At 69.8% G+C, this 20,276-nt stretch carries 16 protein-coding genes and 1 pseudogene; 3 read left to right on the top strand and 14 right to left on the bottom strand.

Annotated features, from left to right (window positions below; translation table 11 throughout):
* The first annotated feature begins 120 nt into the window (after nucleotides 1-120).
* Nucleotides 121-888 carry a hypothetical protein gene (locus ABE505_RS09670; RefSeq protein WP_346458273.1) on the top strand — a complete coding sequence of 256 codons (768 nt, stop codon included), beginning with the start codon at nucleotides 121-123 and terminating at the stop codon, nucleotides 886-888.
* Here ABE505_RS09670 and ABE505_RS09665 read toward each other — a convergent pair.
* Complete coding sequence (locus tag ABE505_RS09665) at nucleotides 885-1,403, bottom strand: hypothetical protein (protein ID WP_346442146.1); 519 nt, start codon at nucleotides 1,401-1,403, stop codon at nucleotides 885-887. The genes ABE505_RS09670 and ABE505_RS09665 overlap by 4 nt on opposite strands.
* Nucleotides 1,404-1,691: 288 nt before the next feature.
* On the opposite strand from ABE505_RS09665, the gene ABE505_RS09660 reads away from it, so the two are divergent.
* A complete protein-coding gene (locus ABE505_RS09660) occupies nucleotides 1,692-3,083 on the top strand; it encodes an NAD-dependent succinate-semialdehyde dehydrogenase (RefSeq protein WP_346442147.1) in 1,392 nt (463 codons plus the stop codon).
* Between the two features lie 109 nt (nucleotides 3,084-3,192).
* On the opposite strand, the gene ABE505_RS09655 is transcribed toward ABE505_RS09660, so the two are convergent.
* The 4 genes from ABE505_RS09655 to ABE505_RS09640 all read right to left on the bottom strand — a co-directional run bounded on the left by ABE505_RS09655 (nucleotide 3,193) and on the right by ABE505_RS09640 (nucleotide 6,553).
* Nucleotides 3,193-3,525, bottom strand: a complete 333-nt coding sequence (locus ABE505_RS09655; protein ID WP_346442148.1) for a hypothetical protein — start codon at nucleotides 3,523-3,525, stop codon at nucleotides 3,193-3,195.
* A 191-nt stretch (nucleotides 3,526-3,716) separates the two neighbouring features.
* Complete coding sequence (locus tag ABE505_RS09650) at nucleotides 3,717-4,601, bottom strand: NAD(P)H-hydrate dehydratase (protein ID WP_346442149.1); 885 nt, start codon at nucleotides 4,599-4,601, stop codon at nucleotides 3,717-3,719.
* Between the two features lie 8 nt (nucleotides 4,602-4,609).
* Nucleotides 4,610-5,377 (bottom strand): histidine phosphatase family protein, encoded by a 768-nt coding sequence (locus ABE505_RS09645; RefSeq protein ID WP_346442150.1) that lies wholly within the window; start codon nucleotides 5,375-5,377, stop codon nucleotides 4,610-4,612.
* A 249-nt stretch (nucleotides 5,378-5,626) separates the two neighbouring features.
* Nucleotides 5,627-6,553 (bottom strand): LysR family transcriptional regulator, encoded by a 927-nt coding sequence (locus ABE505_RS09640; RefSeq protein WP_346442151.1) that lies wholly within the window; start codon nucleotides 6,551-6,553, stop codon nucleotides 5,627-5,629.
* 121 nt (nucleotides 6,554-6,674) lie between these two features.
* Between ABE505_RS09640 and ABE505_RS09635 the strand changes: the two genes are divergently transcribed.
* Entirely contained in the window at nucleotides 6,675-7,076 is a 402-nt protein-coding gene (locus ABE505_RS09635; RefSeq protein ID WP_346442152.1) for a RidA family protein, read from the top strand.
* Nucleotides 7,077-7,151: 75 nt separating this feature from the next.
* Here ABE505_RS09635 and ABE505_RS09630 read toward each other — a convergent pair whose 3' ends face one another.
* From ABE505_RS09630 to ABE505_RS09590, 9 genes and pseudogenes are all read right to left on the bottom strand, one after another.
* Nucleotides 7,152-8,555 (bottom strand): sorbosone dehydrogenase family protein, encoded by a 1,404-nt coding sequence (locus ABE505_RS09630; protein WP_346442153.1) that lies wholly within the window; start codon nucleotides 8,553-8,555, stop codon nucleotides 7,152-7,154.
* Nucleotides 8,552-8,992, bottom strand: a complete 441-nt coding sequence (locus ABE505_RS09625; RefSeq protein ID WP_346442154.1) for a DUF2231 domain-containing protein — start codon at nucleotides 8,990-8,992, stop codon at nucleotides 8,552-8,554. Before ABE505_RS09625 ends, ABE505_RS09630 begins: the two co-directional genes overlap by 4 nt.
* 145 nt (nucleotides 8,993-9,137) lie before the next feature.
* Nucleotides 9,138-9,838: pseudogene (locus tag ABE505_RS09620) on the bottom strand (EAL domain-containing protein).
* 450 nt (nucleotides 9,839-10,288) lie between these two features.
* Complete coding sequence (locus ABE505_RS09615) at nucleotides 10,289-12,439, bottom strand: prolyl oligopeptidase family serine peptidase (protein ID WP_346442155.1); 2,151 nt, start codon at nucleotides 12,437-12,439, stop codon at nucleotides 10,289-10,291.
* Between the two features lie 55 nt (nucleotides 12,440-12,494).
* On the bottom strand, nucleotides 12,495-14,612 hold the full coding sequence (locus tag ABE505_RS09610; RefSeq protein WP_346442156.1) for a TonB-dependent receptor: 2,118 nt from the start codon (nucleotides 14,610-14,612) through the stop codon (nucleotides 12,495-12,497).
* A 123-nt stretch (nucleotides 14,613-14,735) separates the two neighbouring features.
* Nucleotides 14,736-17,024, bottom strand: a complete 2,289-nt coding sequence (locus ABE505_RS09605) for a TonB-dependent receptor (protein WP_346442157.1) — start codon at nucleotides 17,022-17,024, stop codon at nucleotides 14,736-14,738.
* Between the two features lie 103 nt (nucleotides 17,025-17,127).
* Nucleotides 17,128-18,279 (bottom strand): FecR domain-containing protein, encoded by a 1,152-nt coding sequence (locus ABE505_RS09600; protein WP_346442158.1) that lies wholly within the window; start codon nucleotides 18,277-18,279, stop codon nucleotides 17,128-17,130.
* Nucleotides 18,272-18,883, bottom strand: a complete 612-nt coding sequence (locus tag ABE505_RS09595) for an RNA polymerase sigma factor (protein WP_346442159.1) — start codon at nucleotides 18,881-18,883, stop codon at nucleotides 18,272-18,274. Before ABE505_RS09595 ends, ABE505_RS09600 begins: the two co-directional genes overlap by 8 nt.
* Before the next feature lie 175 nt (nucleotides 18,884-19,058).
* Nucleotides 19,059-20,114, bottom strand: a complete 1,056-nt coding sequence (locus tag ABE505_RS09590; RefSeq protein ID WP_346442160.1) for a hypothetical protein — start codon at nucleotides 20,112-20,114, stop codon at nucleotides 19,059-19,061.
* Nucleotides 20,115-20,276: the final 162 nt, after the last annotated feature.

Here is a 20,276-nt window from a genome sequence, read left to right as displayed (position 1 = left end):
GCCGCCGACGCCCCGTGGACGCGCATCGGCCGGAGGCGCATTCGATCCCGACGGCCTGCGCTGTGGTCTACTGCGTGCACCGCCGACTGCGCCGCGGCCCCGGTCGCGGACAGTGCCATCTTGGCGCGTCCGCGTGCCGTTCTGATAGGCACTCGGTGCGGCAAGCACCTGTTGCGGACAACACTCGCCCACGAAAGGGATCAGATGAAGCAGATCGGACAGTTCGCCATCGCCATGGCCGCACTCCTGGGCGCCGATGCATGGGCCGATTCCACGGACGCCCCCAAGCGCCCCTCGGCCGAGCAGTTGCAGCGCCTGATCGTCGATCGGTCTCCGCAGACGCGGGTGGACACGCCCGACAGCGAGCGCATCACTGCACGGCGCATCGACATCGTGGATGACAAGGGCGTGATCCGCATGACGCTTTCGGGGCAGACCCCGGCGCCGATCATCGACGGCATCCAGTACAAGCGCGCGTTCAACGTGGCGGGCATGGTGCTGTACGACGAGACCGGCAGCGAGCGCGGCGGCTTGGGAACCGCCGATATCGATGGGGGGATGGCGGTGCTCGCACTGGATCATCCGGCCATGGATGCGATCGGCTGGCGGGTGTCGCCTGATGGCGACGTCCGGTTCTCGATCAACCAGGCACCGCCGCCGATCCGCGAACCCGCGTTGGACAACAAGCTGGTGCCGGGCGTACAGGTCCCCACGCGGATCGAGATGCGCGTGGCCGCCGATGGCACGCCGGCGATCGCCCTGAGCGATGCGCAAGACCGGACCCGGCTGCGCTTGACCGTCACGCCGGAAGGCTATGGCGCCATCGAGTTCCTCGATGCGCAGGGCAAAGTGGTGCACACCCTGGCGCCGGAAGCCCAGACGCCTTAGTCGCAACAGCGATCGGGCGGGCTGTCGAGCGCGGCGCCGATGCGGGCCGACAGCCAGGCGACGTCGGTCTGCGCCAGGCTCCGGCCGAATGCGACGAGACCGGCGCCGATCAGCCCCAACACGCCGCCCACCGGCAGCAACAGCCAGGCGCGTGGCGTTCCGGCGATCACCTGCAAGACGGCACCGCCCGTCCAAAGCAAGGCGAAGCCGAACCAGAACGCGAGGAAGGCGCGCACGCTCCAGTGCATCGCGAAGCGGCCGACGAGCACGCTGCCGGTGCCCGCGGGTTCGAACCTGCCGACGAACACCGGCTTGAAGGCGCTGCGCGTGCGTGGGACGTGGCGCTCGAGTACGACCCGGCCCGCGGAGACGCGGCCGATCATGACCTCCTCGCGTGGCGGCAGGATGCCGCGTCGCCGTACCCCGGTAGCCAGCCGGGCGGCGGCGACGTCAGGCGAATCGGCGCTCGCGAAGCGGGCGCTACGGGGCGACGTGGCAGATGGTCGGGCGGACATGACCCAGTCGTGGACGAGCGGGCGGGCATCGTAGGACACCGGCGTACAGCGGACACGCGCTGGCCGCCGTCTTGTGCAGATCTTCCCGCCGGCGGCACGCCTGCGTGCGGCACGCATCGTTCTGCGCCCGCGGCATCGTGTCGCATTGGCACCCCGCCGGTTCGCCCCAACGTGCTGTGGACCGGACGCAGCCGCTTGCATCGCGACGCCGCCGACGCAGGGTCTCCTTGGACAGCTCTCCCTGCCTGTTGTGTCCACGAGCTGCCCATCCCTGCGAAGGAGACACCCATGGCATTTGCGACCACCAATCCCTACACCGGCGAGACCGTCAAGACGTTCGAGGAGGCCACGCCGGCTGAGATCGACGCGGCCGTCGGCCGCGCGCACGCCGCGTTCCTGCGCTGGCGCGAGACCTCGTTCGAGCAGCGTGCACAGGTGTTGCGCCGCGCCGCCGAACTGCTGCGCGCCAAGCCGCGTGCGTTCGCGCAGATCCTGACCCTGGAGATGGGCAAGCTGATCGGCGAGGCCGAGGCCGAGGTCGAGCTGTGCGCCAAGATCCTTGACTACTACGTCCAGCACGGCGCCAAGGCGATGGGCCCGCGCTACCTGCCCGCCGAAGGCTTCGGCGAGACCGACGTGCAGTTGGTCAAGGAGCCGCTGGGCGTGCTGTTCGCGGTGGAGCCGTGGAACTTCCCGTTCTACCAGGTGATCCGCATCACCGCGCCGCAGGCGACCGCGGGCAACGCGATCGTGCTCAAGCACGCGGCCAATGTGCCGCAATCGGCGCTGGCGATGGCGCAGTTGTTCCGCGACGCCGGCGCGCCGGACGGGCTGCTGACCAACCTGTTCGTCTCGCATGACAACGTGGAGCGCGTGGTCGCCGACCCACGCGTGCGCGGTGTGGCGCTGACCGGCAGCGAGCGCGCGGGCTCGGCGGTGGCGGCGCTGGCGGGCAAGTACATGAAGAAGAGCACGCTGGAACTGGGCGGCGCCGATGCGTTCATCGTGCTGTCGGATGCCGACGTGGCACAAGCCGCGAAGTGGGCGGTGTTCGGCCGCCACTGGAACGCCGGCCAGGTGTGTGTGTCGTCCAAGCGCATCATCGTCGAGGCGCCGGTGTACGAGCAGTTCCTCGAGCACTACCGCGCCGGCGTGGCCGCGCTGCAGGCCGGCGACCCGATGGACCCGGCCACGACGTTGGCGCCGCTCTCATCGCAAGGCGCGCGCGACGGGCTGGCGCGGCAGGTCGAAGAAGCGATCGCCAACGGCGCCAAGGCCGAGACGCTGGGTGCGCCGGTGCCCACGCAGGGGGCGTTCTACCAGCCGACGCTGCTGACCGGCATCACCGGCGACAACCCGGCCTATCGCACCGAGTTCTTCGGACCGGTGAGCCAGGTCTACCGCGTGGCTGACGAGGACGCGGCGATCCAGCTGGCGAACGACTCGCCCTACGGCCTGGGCGGTTCGGTCTTCAGCCAGGACACCGAGCGCGCCAAGCGCGTGGCCGCGCGGCTGGAGACCGGCATGGTCTACATCAACCAGCCCACCGGCGTGAAGGCGGATATTCCGTTCGGCGGGGTCAAGAACTCGGGGTACGGCCATGAGTTGATCGACCTGGGATTGACGGAGTTCGTCAACGAGAAAGTCGTCGTGGTGACGGACATCCACGGGTCGTTCTGAGGCACGCTCGCCCCCACCCCAGCCCTCCCCCGCGTGCGGGGGAGGGAGTGGATAGGCGCGCTGATGGCGGATAGCCGCGGGTGTTCTGACGACGACTTCGTTGGGGGCATTAGTCGTCCTCGTCGTCCGAGGACGGCGGCATGCCGCGGTCGGGCTTCGGGGGGATGTCGTCGCCGCCCTGGTCGCTCGGCGGCACGATTTCGCCGTAGTAATAGCCGCTCTTGTCCTTGTAGACCGTGCCCGGGCCGTCGTCGGTGCTCGGTTCAAAGTGATCCAGGCGCACGACGACAGCGCCGGCCAGGACATACAGGTCCGGATTGGTGTTGTTGCGGTTGAGGTACGACCTCCACTTTGCGATGCCTTTCTGCTTCTCGCTGTGCCGTTCGCTGATCGCGCTGTTGCGGGCGGTGGTGGCCTTCTTGTTGGTGTCGATGATCGGCATTGCCTTGCTCCTGCCTGGATGACAAGCCCAGCCTGCAACCGCGCGCCGGCCAGGCCCATCGGACCGGTGCTGATTCCGGCCGGGCCGCTGAGCTGAGTTCTGCTGCAACGCGGCGATGCCCAGCGCCCCGCGGCGCCTTTGCTCATGCGGCATCGCGCAATGGCGACGAATCGCGCCTGCTTCCTGCCCGGTTACAGCCGCTGCATCAGCGCGGGAATCTCGTCGCCGATTTCGCGGGCGAGGAAACCGACCAGGCCCCGCCGCCGCGAGAGCCGTGCGCCCGCGCGGGCATGCAGGTGCACGCCCCAGGCGGCAGCCTGTTCGGGCGCCGCGCCGCGCGCGAGAAGACCGGCGATGAGACCGGCGAGGACATCGCCCGAGCCCGATGTGCCGAGACCTGCGCTGCCGGTGGTGTTGATCCAGATGCGGCCGTCGGGCGCGGCAATGGTGGTGGTCGGGCCCTTGAGCACCAGCACCACGTTCCAGTCGCGTGCGTGATCGCGGGCGACGGCCTGCGCGTCGGCGGAAATCGCGTCGGCATCGGTGTCCAGCATGCCGGCCATCTCACCGAGATGCGGGGTCATGATCGTGGCGCCCTGCCCGGCCCGTCGCCGCAATGCGCGCACGACCTCGGGCTGCAAGGCGCCGGCGTCGAGCACGACCGGACAGGCGGCCGCCTCGAGCACTGCCGCGACGACGCGTCGCGTGGCCGTGGTGCAGTCCATGCCGGGGCCGACCAGCACCGCGCCTGCGCTGCGGGCTGCATCGGCGGCGTCGCGGCCGAGGTCGCGGATCGCGCCGTGCCGGGTGCCCGGCAGCCCCATGACCTTGGCCTCGGGCATTGCGATCGCCAGCGGCAGCGCGGCCTCGGCGACGGTCGCTACCTGCAGTTTGCCCGCGCCGGCACGCAGCGCCGCCAGACCGGCCAGCAGCACGGCACCAGGCACCTGCACGCTGCCGCCGATCGCCAGCACGCGGCCGCGGTCCTCCTTGCTCTCGCCAGCCGAGGGGTCCGGCAACGGCCAGGCGCGCAGCAGCGGCGCGGTCAGCCGGCGCACGGCAGGCCGGCGCGGCATGCGCGCTGTCATTTTGGTCCGGCCGGGGTGTCGGCGGCGTCGGTCACCGGCGCCCCGCCCGCCTCGACCGGCAGCGCGAAGTTCGCGACCTTCAGCTCGAAGCGGGCGTCGCGCCAGTTGCGGTCGAGTGCGTACTCGGTGATCGAACAGTTGGGCACGTCGGCCTCGCGGTCGATGGCGAGGATCTGCTGTTCGTCCATGCACTCGAGCAGATAGCGAAAGCAGTTGACGATGACCTGATGGGCGACGATCAGCACGCGCTCGCCGACATGGTCGCGGCGCAACACCTCGGTCACGCTGCGCAGGCGCAGCAGCACGTCGCACCAGCTTTCGCCGCCTGGCGGGCGGAAATAGAACTTGCCGACCTGCGCGCGCTGCGCCGCCAGTTCCGGGAACGTGGCCTGGATGCCGGCCACGGTATAGCGGTCGAGAATGCCGAACTCCTTCTCGCGCAGGCGCTCGTCGACGCCGATGTCGGCGCGATCGATGCACAGTGCATCGGCCACCGCATGGATGGTCTGCTGGGCGCGGACGAACGGCGAGGTCAGCAGCACGTTGGGGCGTTCGTCGGCCGGCAGCTCGGCGAACCAGGCGGCCAGCGCTTCGGACTGACGATGCCCGAGGTCCGAGAGCGGGGTGTCGGCGTCGCGGGTCTCGATGTCGATCAGATGGGTCTGTGCGAGCTCGGCCTCATCGCGCGCGACATTGCCGGCACTTTGTCCATGCCGCACGATCCACAGCCGGTCGGGCCAGTCGGTGTGACGGAGCCGCGCCATCGCTCAGCGCTCCGCGCGGCGTGCGCCGCGGGCAAGGGGCGAAGCCGACGTGAGGCGGCTGGCCCACACTGCGATCGGGACGCGGCCGAGGCCGCAGGCGCGCATCATCATGCAGATCTCCGTTGTGTGGCACCGCAGGATCGCCAGCGAATCGTCAAGGAGGCGCGAATCCGCGTGTGGGCGGAGGGCGCCCCCACCCCAGCCCTCCCCCGCATGCGGGAGAGGGAGTGATGCTGCGTGCGGTGGGCGTCAGGTGGGTGGCTGTCGCGCCAGCGGGGCGTGCTCGGCCATCAGCGCGATGATCCAGTCGATGAACACCCGCACCTTCGCGCTGACGTGGCGATTGGGCGGGAATGCGATGTGCATCGGCATCGGATCGAGTTGCCAGTCCTCGAACAGGCGCACCAGGGCGCCGCTCGCCGCCGGGGCTTTGGCCATGTAGTCGGGCAGCCACAGCACGCCCAGACCGGCGAGGCCGGCGGCGAGGTAGGCATTGCCGTCGTCGAGTGCGACCACGTAGCGCCCTTGCGCCTGCAGGTGTTCGTCGCCGCGGCGCATCGCATACGGCAGCGCCCTGCCGGTGCGCGCCCACAGGAAGCCGACGATGCGGTGCGCGCTGTCCTCCAGCTCGCGCGGATGCGCCGGCAGGCCCATGCGTTGCAAGTACGCGGGCGCGGCGTACACACCGAGCTGCAGGTCGCCGACGTGCCGCGCGATCAGGGACTGGTCGGTGATCGTGCCACCGCGCACCACGCAATCGACGTGTTCGCCGATCAGGTCGACGCGGCGGTCGCTGACGCCGAGGTCGAGCTGGATGTCCGGGTAGCGGGCATGGAACTGCGGCAGCGCGGGCACCAGCACCAACTGCGCGAACGGGCTGGGCACGTCCACGCGCAGCCGCCCGCGCGGCGCGGCGACGGCGCTCGACAGGCTGGTCTCGGCATCATCCATGTCGGCCAGCAATTGCACCACGCGGTCGTAATAGGCGGCGCCATCGGCAGTCACATTGACCTGGCGCGTGGTGCGGTTGAGCAACCGCACCCGCAGCCGCGCCTCCAACTGCTGGACCAACTGCGTCACTGTCGTGCGGCTCATGTGCAGCGTGGCCGCGGCCTTGGTGAAGCTGCCGGTCTCCACCACGCGCGCGAAGGCCTGCATCGCATCGAAACGGTCCATCGGGCGTCCCACAGAAAGGATTGTCCGGATTCTACGAACAGTGCTGGACAGCGCAGCGCGTTTATCCCGCCGCCGGCGGCCACCACACTGGGGTCTGTCCTGTTCTGGAAGGTGCACCGCCATGACCGCACGCGATGTCGTGTTTCCCGCTCACCGCCATGCGCTGTACGAGCGCCATCGTTACTCGCCGGCAGTCCGCGCCGACGGCCTGCTGTTCGTCTCCGGTCAAGTCGGCAGCCGCGAGGACGGATCGCCGGAGCCGGACTTCGAACGCCAGGTGCACCGGGCGTTCGAGAACCTCAATGCGGTACTCGATGCCGCCGGCTGCACATTCGACGACGTGATTGATGTGACGTTCTTCGTCGTCGACCCGGCGACCCGCTTCGAGCAGGCGTGGGCGATCGTGCCCGAGTACTGGGGACAGGCGCCGTTCCCGACTGCGACCGTGGTCGGTGTGACCTGGCTGGCCGGCTTCGATTTCGAGATCAAGGTGGTCGCCAAGCTCCCGCGCGACGCGGGCTGAGCCGCCACGGCGCAATCAAGGCAATCGGCAGGACGGGCCCCGCAGGCCCCGTCCGTCATCGTGTGTGAAGCGCCGTCAGCCGGCGGGCGGCGGTGATGCCGGCGCAGGCGCGTCGGCAGATGGGGGCTCCGCGGGCGCGGAGGTTGCGGCCGGGGCCGTGGCCGCCGCTGCCCCGGTCGGCACGATCCGCCAGATGGTGTTGGCCAGGTCATCGGCGACCAGCAGCGCGCCGCGCGGGTCCACCGCCACGCCCACCGGGCGGCCACGGGCCTTGCCGTCCTCGCCGAGAAAGCCGGTCGCGAAGTCGATCGCCTCGCCCGACGGACGGCCGTCGCGGAACGGGACGAACGAGACCTTGTAGCCAACCGGCGGATCGCGGTTCCAGCTACCGTGCTGGCCGACGAACACGCCGTTGGCGAACTGCGCGCCCATCGCGGGCGACGAGAACGCCAGGCCGAGCGCGGCGACGTGCGAGCCGAGTGCGAAGTCCGGCACGATCGCGCTGGCGACCTTGTCCGGTTTCTGTGGCCGCACCCGCTCATCTACATGCTGCCCCCAGTAGCTGTAGGGCCAGCCGTAGAAGCCGCCGGGGCGCACGCTGGTCAGATAGTCGGGCACGAGCTCGTCGCCGATCTCGTCGCGTTCGTTGACCACCGCCCACAGCTGGTCCATGCCCGGCTGCATCGCCAGCGCGGTCGGGTTGCGCAGCCCGGTCGCGAAGACACGATGGAAGCCGGTCTGCGCGTCGACCTGCCAGATCATCGCGCGGTTCTCTTCCACTGCCAGCCCGCGCTCGGTGATGTTGCTGTCCGAGCCGATGCCCACGAACAGGTAGCGACCGTCATGGCTGATCGCCAGCGACTTGGTCCAGTGGTGGTTGATCGCCGCCGGGAGCCGGGTGATCTCCTGCGGCGGCCCAGCGGCATTGACCGCGCCGGGCGTGTAGTCGAAGCGCAGCAGCGCATCCTGCGTCGCGACATAGATCGAATCGTTGCCGAAGGCCAGGCCATACGGCGCATCCAGACCCTCGGCGAAGATCGAGCGACTCTCGTAGGCACCGTCGCCATCGCCGTCGCGCAGCAAGGTGATGCGGTTGCCGCTTTCGACTTGGGTATTGCCGCGGCCCTTGATGACGCCGGCAATGATGTCCTTGGGCGTGAGCTTGGGCGCGCGGCCGCCGCGGCCCTCGGCAACCAGGATGTCGCCGTTGGGCAGCACCAGCATCTGTCGCGGAATCTGCAGGTTGTCGGCGATCGGCGTGATCTCGTAGCCCTCGGGCACCTGCGGGCGCGCGTCGCCCCATTGCGCCGGCAGCGACACTTTCAGCGTCGGGAACAGGCCTCGCTGCGGCTTGGGCAGGTCGGGCGACGGGCCGACATAGGTCTCGTCCGGCGTACCGCTGCAGGACGCGAGCGCGAACGCCAGCGCGGGCACCAGCACACGCAAGGCGGTTTTCGATCGGGAATGCCGGATGTTCATGCCACGACCTCCCGGCGGCGGAGCGTGCCGCCCAGTGCAAACCACAGGGTCGCGGCGATCGACAGCACGCACAGCGTCGACCACACCAGTGCCTGCGGCATCTTCTGCCACGCATCCATCGCGTGGATCAGCGAATTGAGAAAGCCCAGCACGCAGGTCAGCGCCAGCAGGCCGACATAGAGGAACCGCGTGCGCGTGCGCGCGGTCGGCGTGGCCAGCGAGACCAGCGCCCAGACCAGGCCAATGACCGCGAACACCATCGCGCCGACCAGCAGCCAGGACGCGAAATTGGTCCACTGGATCTCGTAGCTGCGCGCGTAGGCGATATCGGCCATCAGCGCGCCGAGAAACAGCGGGAATGCGCTCGTGACCAGCAGCATGTGCAAGGGGTGCAGCGGCCTGTGCAATGGCGCCACGACGACAGGGCGTGTGTCCATGGACCGTCTCGATGAGGGCGGGACGCGCGCGGGCTACGCGCGGCACCGGCCATCCTCCCCGAAGCGGCGGCAAGAGCCGGTGAAACGGCCGCAATGTGGGCGCCCTGCCCGCGCCGACCACGCCCAGGCGGCCGCCACCGGCGCCTCAGGCCTCGAGATGGGCCCAGAGGGCGTCCGGGACCGGTGCCAGGGCTTCCAGCGTGGGCTTGCCGAACAGATAGCCCTGGAACAGCGGCACGCCCAGCACCCGCAGCGCGTGGTACTCGGCGTCGCGTTCGACGCCTTCGGCGAGCACCGTGCAGCCCAGCGATTGGGCGATTCGCACCACGCCGCCGATGATCGCGGCGCGGTTGGGGTCGACGTCGACATTGCGCACCAGCGCCATGTCCAGCTTGAGCAGGTCGGGCTGGAAGTCCGCCAACAGGCTCAGGCCGGCGTAGCCGGCGCCGAAATCGTCAATCGCGGTCAGAAAGCCGCGGCTGTGGTAGTCGCGGAAGATCCGGGTCAGGTGGCCGTGGTCGCGCACCTGTTCCGATTCCGCAGTCTCGAAGATCAGCTTGTCGGTCGGGAAGCCGAAGGTCTGCGCGGCGGCGAGCGTCAGACGGATGCAGGTCGCCGGCTCGTAGACGGCGTTGGGAAAGAAGTTGATCGACAGGCGCTCGCGCAGGCCCAGACGCGCGGCGGTCTCGATCGCCTTGACCCGGCAGGTCTGGTCGAAGCGATAAAGCTGCTCGGGCGCACCTGGGCGATGAGCGCCGCAGCGCCACCGCCATCCATCGACCGCACCAGCGCTTCATAGCCGAAGATCGAGCGGTCGCGCGCATCGACGATCGGCTGGAAGGCCATGCGGACATCGAAGCCGAGCGGATCGTCGGCGCCACAGCCACGACAGGGATTGGGATGGCGCGCATCGCCGAACACAGTCTGCAGGTACACGGGCGCTCCCTCGAGCCGTCGGGTCTTGCGGTGGGTCGCGGGCGCGATCGTGCCCCCGAGTCCCGTCATGCTACGTGATGCGAGCAGCGCGATCGCGCACCTTCTCTACGCCAGACTGAAGCGCTCCCACGCACACGAATCCTGTTCACATCAGCGACCGCACACGAGTCCGGGTCACATCAGCGACCGAAACCCCGGACGCGTCCCTGTCGCCCTCCCCCGCTCGCGGGGGAGGGTTGGGTGGGGGGCCAGGCGTCACGCGCTGGAGGGTACGCAGACCGGCGCCCTTGCCAGCGCCACGTGCAAAAGACCACGCCAGGTCCAGCCCGGCGTGGTCTTGGGGCAGTCTGACCAACGCCGTCAGGGCGTGGCGTTCGTCGCAGGCAGCAAGGTGTCGATCAGGAAGGTCATGCGCAAGGCCATGAGTTCGGGGTTGCGGAATGCGTCGCTGACGCCGTGCCCGCCCTCCTCGTCCTCGAGGAAGTACACCGGTGCGCCGACGTCATCGAGCCGCGCCGCCAGCTTGCGGGCATGGCCCGGTCCGACGCGGTTGTCCTCGGTCGAGATCGTCACCAGGAACGGCGGATAGGTCACGCCCGCGCGCACGTTCTGCATCGGCGAGTACGCGCGCATCGCGGCCGCCTCGTCGGGCTTGTCGGGATCGCCGTACTCGTTGATCCAGGCCGCACCCATACCCATGTGCCGCATCCGGATCAGGTCGGTCAGCGGCACATCGCTGACCACCGCACCGAACAGGTCGGGACGCTGGGTGCCCAGCGTCGCCGACAGCAGGCCACCGTTGGACATGCCGAACACGCCGATCTTCGCCGGCACCGTGTAGCCGCTCGATACCAGTTGCTCGGCCACGGCGATGAAGTCGTCGTAGGAGCGCTGGCGCTGGGTGCGGATCGCCGCCTGGTGCCAGGCCTCGCCACGCTCGCCGCCGCCGCGCACCGCCGGAATCGCCAGCGAGCCGCCGCGGTCGAGCCACAGCTTGAAGGCCGGGCCACCGACCGTGTGGTCGAAGTAGCCGGGGCGGTAGGAGATGCCGAACGCGCCGTAGCCGGTCATGAACAACGGCTGCGGACCGGGTGCCAGCGTCTTGGGTCGCAGCAGCCAGTAGTCGACCGTGGTGCCGTCACGCGAGGTTGCGGTGCGGATCTCGGTGATGTAGCCCGTGCCGTCGAACAGGCTGCGGTCCTCGGCCAGCAGGCGCAGCGGTTGTCCGGGCCGGTACAGCGACTGCCGGCGCGGTGCGACGAACCCTTCGCGAGTCACGATCAGGTCGTCGGCCGAACTGCCGCCGCCACGCACCGACAGCGTATCGCCCGGTGCGCCGGCGATCGCTTCGTCCACGCGCCAGCCCGCCTCGCCCGGCGTCGCCAGCAGCACGCGCGGCACCAGCAGTTGGTTGACCACGAACGCCAGCTTGCCCTGGGCGCTGGCGATGTCGCTGCGGCCGCCCAGGTAATCGCCGTCGGCGGGGGTATAGATCCGAGTGACGCGCGCACCGGCCGTCGCCGGATCGGTGTTCCAGGCCAGCAGCGTCTCGGCCGGGTACGCCGTGCCTTCGACCGTGGCATCGACGCCGAGTTGCACGACCACCTGTCCGCCGACCAGCGCCTGCACGGCCATCGGCTTGAGCGCGCGCGGCAGCGGCGCTTGTTCGACCACGCCGTCTTGGCCGACGCCGAAGACCTCGAAGGTGGAGTAGTCGATCGCGCGCACGATCACGCCGCGGCGCTGCGCCCCTTCGCCGACCGCGAACAACTGCACGATCGCATCGGTCGGCTGGGCGGCGTAAACCTCACGCGCGCGCGCCAATGGTTCGCCGCGCTGCCACAGACGTACCGACGCCGGCCAGCCGGCCATCGTTGTCGGCGCGCCATCGGCAGTGTGCTCGACGAGCACCTGGTCGGGGCCCATCCATTCGGCGAAGGCGCGGGCCTTCGGTGTGCGGAAGCCGTCGTCGACGAAGCGCGCGGCGTCCAGATCGAACTCGCGGATCTCGACCTCGTCGCCGCCCGCCGGCGACAATCGCAGCAGGCAGCGCGCGAACGTCGGCGCGAGGCAGGCGCTGGACAGGTCGTAGGCCTGCAGCTCGAACGGCGTGCCTTCGGCCTGACGCAGTTGCCCGACATCGAGCACGGTGCGCCACGGCCCAGGTAGGCCGTCTGCGTCGCGGTCGGCGCGCTGCAGCAGGCCATAGGGATGCGCGGCGTCGCGGAAGAAGCGCAGCGCCCGCGGGCCCATCAAGGTGATGTCCGGTTCAGCGGCGCCGGTGGCGAGCGCACCGGCCAGTTCGGCCTTGACCTGGGCATAGGCGGGCATCGCGCGGATCGCGGCTTCCGAGGCCGCGGTCTTGGCGCGCGCCCACTCCAACGCGCGGGCGTCGTGCGGCGGTTCCAGCCATTGCGGATCGGCGGTCTGCGCCATCGCCGGTGCGAGGGCCGCGAGCGCCGAGAGTGCCAGCAGCCGGGCACCGGGGTGAATCCGTTGCGAGAAAGGCATGAGGTCGGTCCTGTCGAAAGACCGGCGCCCGTCACCGGGCGCCGGCCGGGGCGGGTCAGAAGCTGTAGCGCACCAGCACGCCGAAGGTCCGCGGCCGCAAGCGGTTGGCCACGCCCAGGGTCGTGCGGGCATTGAGCGCACCGTCCTCATTGGTGAGGTTTTCGCCGTAGAGGAAGGCCGACCAGCCAGCATCGGCCTCGACGCCGATGCGCGCATCGAGCATCGTGATCGCATCGCCTGGCGAACCCGCGGTCAACGCGGTCTTGCGCGCCGAGTCGTGGACCAGACCGGAACGCACCACGCCGCGCAGGTCGCTGCGGATGTCCCAGCTGTAGGCGGCCGAGGCCGACAGGCTATTGCGCGGCACGTTGTAGACGTCAGTGCCCTTGTTGAGCGGGGTGCCGGGCACGTCGGCAACGTAGGTGGCGTCGATGACCGCGCCACCGAGCTGCAGCATCAGCGATGCGGTCGGCGTGTAGACCAGGTTGAATTCGACGCCCTTGTTCTCGGTGCCCTTGGAGTTGGTCAGGCCGTTGATGGTCGAGGTGATCGGCACGCGCACCGCCACGTCCTTCCAGTCGCTGTAGAACAGCGCGCCTTCCACCAGCAGGCTGCCGTCGAGGAACAGCGACTTGGCACCGAGCTCGTAGGTGGTGATCGAGTCGGGATCGATGGTCGACGGCAACACGATGCCGTTCTGCTCGGCCAGCAGGATCGAGGAGATCGGCTGCAACTGGCCGGAGCGGAAGCCGCGCGCCGCACTGGCGTACAGCGTGGTGTCGCGCTCAGGCTTGAAGGACACCGACACGCGCGGGTTCCAGCTGTCGAAGTTCGCATTGAGCGTCGAGGTGCGCGTGGTGGAGACCGAGATCGCGTCGACGTCGTCGCTGAAGTAGCGCAGACCGCCGGTCAGTGCCCAGCGTGGATCGGGCAACTTCACCGTCACCTCGCCGAACACCGCGTAGGCGTCATTGGTCTGGCTGGACCGGCTCGGCGGCGCACCGCCGACCTGCGAGCCGTCATTGCGCTGCGCCTTGCGCAGGTAGTAGCCCATGGTCCAGTCGACCTGGCGGTCGCCGGTGGACGACCAGCGCAATTCCTGGGTGCGCACCTGCAGGTTGATGTTGCTGACGTAGGTCGTCGTCGGGTTGAGCTTGCCGTCGTTGGCGTAATCGAGCTCGGCATCAGCGAACGAGTAGAACAGTTCCGAGCCGCCGAAGTCATAGGTGCTGACGAAGCTGGCGGTGTGCCACTTGTCGTCATTGCTGTAGAACGAGTTGGTCGTCAGGTCGTCGAGTGCGCCATTGCCGCCACCGGGCGCCTTGGATTCGTACTTCCAGTACGCCAGGTCCATGGTCCACTGGTCGACAGGCGCAAAGCGCACCTTCACCCGTCCAGTCTTCACGCGCTGTTCGTTGATGTCCTTGTTGCCGGTGACATTGTCGTCGGTCCAGCCCGAGAGCTTTTCGTCGGTGATCGCCACGCGCGCGGCCAGACGATCCTCGATCAGCGGAATGTTCACCACGCCCTTGCCGCCCCAGCCGTTGCTGCCGCCCTTGGTCGTCGAGGCCGACCCCTCGAAGGCGCCGCCGAAGGTGTTGAAGTCGGGCTTGCGGGTGAGAATGCGCACCGTGCCGCCCATCGAGCCTTCGCCAAACAGCGTGCCCTGCGGCCCCTTGAGGATCTCGACACGGTCGATGTCCCACGAGCGCGCTTCGGGATACCACGGCACGCTGACGCCGGTGAACGGGATCTCGTCGAGGTAGTAGCCGTTGTCGTTGCCGCCCAGCGAGCTGGACACGCCGCGGATCTGCACCTGGGTGAAGCCGCCGCCGTTGTCGACCGAGGCGGCACCGGGCGTCATCGTGATGATCTCCGAGACGTTGTTGATGCCGAAGGCGTCGATCTGCTCGCCGGTAATGGCCGACATCGCGATCGGCACGTCGATCTGGCGCTCGCTGCGCTTGCGCGCGGTCACAGTGACGCTGCCCAGCTCCTTGACCGTGGCGTCGTGCGAGGTGGCCTGGGCCGCGCCGTCGGCCTGGGCGTCGGTGGCGATGGCGTCGTTCGCATGCGCATTCGCCGCGAACAGCAGGGCCGTGGCGATACCCACGCACAGCACCTGGCGAACGGGGGCGGATGGACGATGCGAAGCTCGGGCGATACGGGTCACGGCTCTCTCCTGGCGATCGGTGGGGCGCGATGTGCGCGTCGAAGACCCGCGGTGTGCGTGGCCTTCCGAAAGCCGTGACGATTGGATGAAGAAAAAGTGAAATGCGCGTGTCATGCGCATGGATCAGTAGCGTGTCTCGAACTCCACGCCCACCGTCAGCGGCCGCAGGCGCGTCGCCATGCCGCGGATGTTGCGGGCATCGTCGGCGCCCGATTCGTTGGTCAGGTTGTCGCAGTACAGGGCCAGGCTCCAGCCCGCGTCCGACTCCAATCCCACCCGGGCATTCGCCCACACGATGGCGTCGCCCGGCGTGCCCTGGGTCAACGAGACCCGGCGCGCACTGTGATAGCGCAGCCCGGCACGCGTGACGAGTTGCAGGCCGTTGCGCACATCGTAGCGATGCTCGGCCGATGCCCCCGCGGTCAGCCGCGGAATGTTGTAGACCGGCGTGCCCGGCACGATGGTCGTGCCCTCGACGCGTGCGATGTAGGCGGCATCGATCCATGCGGCCTCGAGCTGGAAGTCGGTGTCGGCGCGCGACTGCACGGTCAGCCCCAGTTCGGCCCCGCGGATGTGCGCCCCTTCCGAATTGGCCAGGCCGTTGAACACGTCAGTCACCGGCACGCGAATGGGCACGTCGCGCCAGCGGCTGTCGAACACCGCGGTCTCGAGCAGCACCCGGCGATCGTGCAGCAGCAGCTTCGCCCCGACTTCGCTGGTCAGGATGCGGTCGGCGTCGATCTTGGTCGGCAGTGCGATGCCGGCCGCCTGCGCCAGCAGCACCGAGGTCACCGGCTGCAACTGGCCGGAGCGGAAGCCCTTGGCAACGCTCGCGTAGACAGTGGCGTCCGCGGTCGGCTTCCACGACACCCCCAAGCGGGGATTCCAGCTGTGGAAGGTCTCGTCGAGCAGCGTCTGGGCATCTGTGGTCAGCGACGCGCCGCGCACACGATCCTCGAAGTAGCGCAACCCCAGGTTGACACTCCAGTCCGGCATCGGCAGCTGCAGCGTCGCGTCGCCGAAGTACGCCGCGCCGTCGTTGGTCTGCCGTGCGCGGCTGGGCGCAACGGCCCCGATCGCGGCGACATCGGCGCGGGCCGCATGCCGCCGGTAGGCACCGAGCGTCCACGACAGCGCGCCGCGACCGGTCGAGCTCCAGCGCAACTCGTCGGTCCGCAATGCGATATCGATCGCGCTGGCGTAGGCGACGCCGGGCAGGATCTCGCCAGCCTGCTGCTGTGCGAGGTCGGCCTGGGCATGCGTGTAGACCAGCGTCGAGGCGTCGGCCTCGAAGGTGCTGACCAGGTTGGACGTGGTCCAACGCACATCGCGACCGTAGAAGTACGACGTCCGCATCGCGTCATCGGCTGCATAACCGCCGCCCGGCGCGTCGGAGTCGTAAGTCCAGTGCGCGGCGTCGAGCCGCCAGCGGTCGGTGGGCAGCGCGGACAGGCGCAGGCGGCCGGTGCGCACGTGCTGGGTATTGATGTCGCGTCGACCGTCGCGGGCGTCATCGACCCAGCCGGGCAGCGATTCGTCGGTGGCGACCGCACGCAGCGCCAGGCGTTCGGCCACCAGCGGCAGATTGGCCATCAGCTTGGCACTGCGGCCGTTGCCGCCGCCGCGCACGGTCGACAGGCCCGCGGTGGCGCGCAGCGCGACGCCATCGAAGGCCGGCGCATGAGTCAGGATGCGCACCGTTCCGCCCATCGAGCCTTCGCCAAACAGCGTGCCCTGCGGGCCGCGCAGGACCTCGACGCGGTCCAGGTCGAATGCGCGCGCGTCGGGATGCCAGGGCACGGTGACGCCGGTGAACGGGATTTCGTCGATGTAGTACCCGTTGTCGTTGCCGCCCAGCGAACTCGACACCCCGCGGATCTGCACCTGGGTGAAGCCGCCGCCGACATCGACCGTCGAGGCGCCGGCCACCGAATCGATCGCCTGGGCGACATTCATGACACCGGCAGCCTCGAGCTGCGCGCCGCGCAGCGCGGTCACCGCCAATGGCACATCCAGGCTGCGCTCGCTCCGGCGCCGTGCGGTCACCTGCACTTTGCCCATATCGACCGGCGTACGCGTCGACGCCGGTGCCGGCTGCCTCGGCGGCCCCGGGACGCGCGGTGGCGCCGCCGCCGGCGCGATGGCGACGACGCCGTCCTCGCTGACGCGAAAATCGAAGCCGCTGCCGGCGAGCAATCGCCGCAAGGCATCGCGATCGTCCATCGCGCCCTGCACCCGGGGTGTCCTGGGCGCGGCGCGCAGATCGCCGATCGCCACGAACTGCCGCCCCGACTGCTCGGAGAACTGGATCAACGCATCCTCGAGCGCCTGCGGCGGCAGATCGAAGACGGTCCGCGTGGCCGCTGGCTCGGCGGCGTGCAGGGGGGCGGTCCACAGCGAAAACGCCGCCACCGCCGACAGCAGCCATCGCGCGCCCGCCCCCGACCGCAGAGCGCGGGGAACGCAGGATGCCGCCCGGCGACGGTGTGCGCTCAAGTTCTTCGGCGTCTCCCGGTCATTGCAGCGCCCGCGCGGCCGCCGCATCCGGCCCACTGTGATCGGACGTGCGCGGGTCGGGGCCGGACCGGGTCAGCACGATCCGCTTGCCATCGCGTACGACGCGCAGCGACAGCGCACGGGCGACGCTGTCGAGCCAGGCGTCCAGGTCGCCCGTCTGCCAGCGGCCGGTGACCTGCAACCGCGCCATGGCCTCGTCCTGCAGCACGATCGGGCGGGACGAGTAACGATTGAGATCGGCGACCACGTTGCGCAGCGACTCGCGCCGATAGGTCACCTTGCCGTCGAGCCAGGACAGCGTCGACGCGGGCTCGTGCGCCACGGGCGCGAGCAGCGGCCCGTCCTCGACCAGGGTGGTGCTCTGGTTCGCCGCCAGTTGCACCACCTGGTGCGCCGAACCGCCGTCGACCCGCAGGTCGGTCACCTGCACGCGGCCCTCGGTGACCGAGACGCGCTCGCCCTCGGTGCGGCGCGCGACCACGAAACGGGTGCCCAGCGCCTGCGCCATCGCGCCACCGGCGCGAACCTCGAACGGCCGCGCAGGATCCTTCGCAACCGAGAAATAGGCCTGCCCGCGGACCAGTTCCACCTGTCGCCGCTGGCTGCTGTACTGCACGACGACCTCGCTGCCGGCATCGAGATCGATGCGCGAGCCGTCGGCGAGCGTCGCCTGTCGCGGCATGCCGACGGCAGCGACCAGGTGCATCTCGGGCCCGGCGTCCGGCACATCGGCTCGCCACAGGCCCACCGTCACTGCGACCGCGGCGACGCCCGCGGCAAGCGCCGCCCAGGCGCCGGCACGGCGACCGCGGCGGCCCGCACGCGTCGTGCGCACCGACGGACGCGGCCGGAACGTGGCCTCAGTGACGGCCGGAATCGTCGCGGCGCGCGCGCCATCCCCGCCTGCCGGGACTGCGCGCGTCGCTTGCGTCTCGCGCGCGGCCTGGACGCGGCCGGGGTCGACGTCGGCGGCCGCCTCCCAGAGCAGATCGATGTCGGCGAACGCCTGCGCATGTAGCGGCGAGGCCTCCATCCAGGCATTCCAGGCGTCGACGTCGGCGTCGCTCAGGTCGTGCTCGCCCAGCCGGATGAGCCAGGTCGCGGCCTCTTCGAGCGCCTGGGCGCGGCGCGCGGCAGTGGGGTCATGCATGGTCGTCGCCTTCCGCATCGTCCCTGAGTTCGTCGAAACGCTGCTGGCACAGCGCCAACGCGCGCGCGACATGGATTCGCACCATCCGGTCGGTGAGGTTCAGACGTTCCCCCGCTTCCTTGAAACTGCATTGCTCCATTCGCACCAGGCGGAACGCCTCGGCGCACTTCTCCGGCAGCTCGGCGAGCACGGCCGGCAGCCGCTCCACCACCCGCCGGGCGCGCGCGGAGCGCTCGGGATCGGTGCCCGGGTCGGGCCACAGCTCCAGACCGTCCGGCTCGGGAAGCTCGGTGTAGGCGCGTCGCCGCAGCAGGTCGGTGGCCAGGTTCTGGGCGATCTTGAACAGCAGCGCGCGCTGGAAGCTGACGACCTGGGCATTGCCCAAGTGCAGCAGCCGGGCATAGGCCTCCTGGGCGACCTCGCGCGCGTCCTCGTAGGACCCCAGCCGGTGCTGCAGCGAGCGCACGAGGGTCGTGTTGAGGTTGCGGACCAACTCGGCCGCATCGAGTGTGCCGGGGGCGCCGGGAGCAGGCCGGCCCGACGGCGGCGCAGCGGGCGCGCCGGCCTCGGGCAAGGGCTCGATGGGATGACGGACGGACTCCATGGATGCCTGGACGAACCAGCCCTGCAAAAGTGAAATGCGTGGCCTGCATCCGGCAAACCGATGAACCCTCGCCCGCATCATGGCAAGCCGCGATGCCGCCGACAATCGCCGCCTTCTCGGCGCCCCGCCGACCACTGTCAGCGGCGGTCTCGGCCCGGCGCCGGGCGGGTCCCACTCAGGGCTTGAACGTGAACCCGCTGCGCGCCGAATCCAGGTGCAGCGTCGGCACGGCGACATCGCCCAGCATGACGTCCAGGCCGCCGTGGCCATCGTCGACGAAGCGCAGCGCACGGGCGCCGGACTGGGCGGCGAACAGCCGGTTCAACACGGCCCAGTCGAACCGGGCCGCGGTCTCGAGCGTCGTGCCGCTGGGCGAGCGCCAGTACAGGGTCATCTCCCGGGGCACCGCGCGCGACTGGGCGATCCCCTGCCCCACCCAGGGACGCAGCATGATCTCGCGCTCGCCGTTGAAGTACTCGGTGACGACCTGGTAGAGCTCGGCATCGGAACTGGGCGGCTCGAACACCGGGGCCCAGTCGTAGCGCTGCTGGTAGTCCAGCCAAGGACGGGCCGAGGCGTCGGGCATTACCTGGGCCCGCATCTGCGCGCGCGTCACCGAGATGGTCGAAAACAGCGCGTCCGCATAGCGCGCATCGTCCTCGATCGGCTGGGCCCGGAACGTACCGATCTGGACCTGCTGGGCGCCGTAGCGCACCCAGACCGCGACCAGGCCCTCGGGCGCGAAGCCGAACACCAGTCCGCGCATCGGGTAGTAGCTCGTGCCGAAGCGATTGAACTGCCGCGCATAGTCCGGCACCTGGCGCACGTCGATATAGGGCTGGAGCGGCTGCTCGCTCGAGTCGGACTCGCTGTTGGGATAGGCCCGGTAGGCCAGCGTCTCCATCAGCGCGCGCGGGAAGGCCGCATCCAGCCGGTAGAACGTGTCGTCGTAGCGGGCGTAGTAGACGATCTGTGCGCCCACCGGAATGCCGCGATCCTCGCCGGCGCCTTTGCCCGACTGGCCCCAAGTGCCCGAACTGCTGCCGTAGGGCAGCGCGACCTGGCGACCGTCGAGCAGCACGACATGGCCTTCGACCGGCGTGACCAGATAGGGATTGTCGGGATGCGACAGGTCGATGCCGAACGACGGCAGCGGCGGATCCTTCGCGTCGGCCTGGCAGCCTGCACACAGGGCGGCGGCGATGGCGAGGGCTGCAGGAAACAGGCGCATCGGGGTCTCGGTGGCGGGCAACGGGCGATCACACGCCGGAGGCGGCGTGACGGACGCATCGTTGCGTCCGGCGTCGCTGCGCGCAAGCCCGGCGTGCACGCACGTGGCCTGCCCGCCGGGCCGCCGCGGCCGGCAATGCCGGCGCCCGGATACGACACGGCC

Source organism: Luteimonas sp. TWI382 (assembly GCF_039674545.1).
Classification (GTDB): domain Bacteria; phylum Pseudomonadota; class Gammaproteobacteria; order Xanthomonadales; family Xanthomonadaceae; genus Luteimonas.
This window is presented reverse-complemented; position numbering and strand designations above follow the sequence as displayed.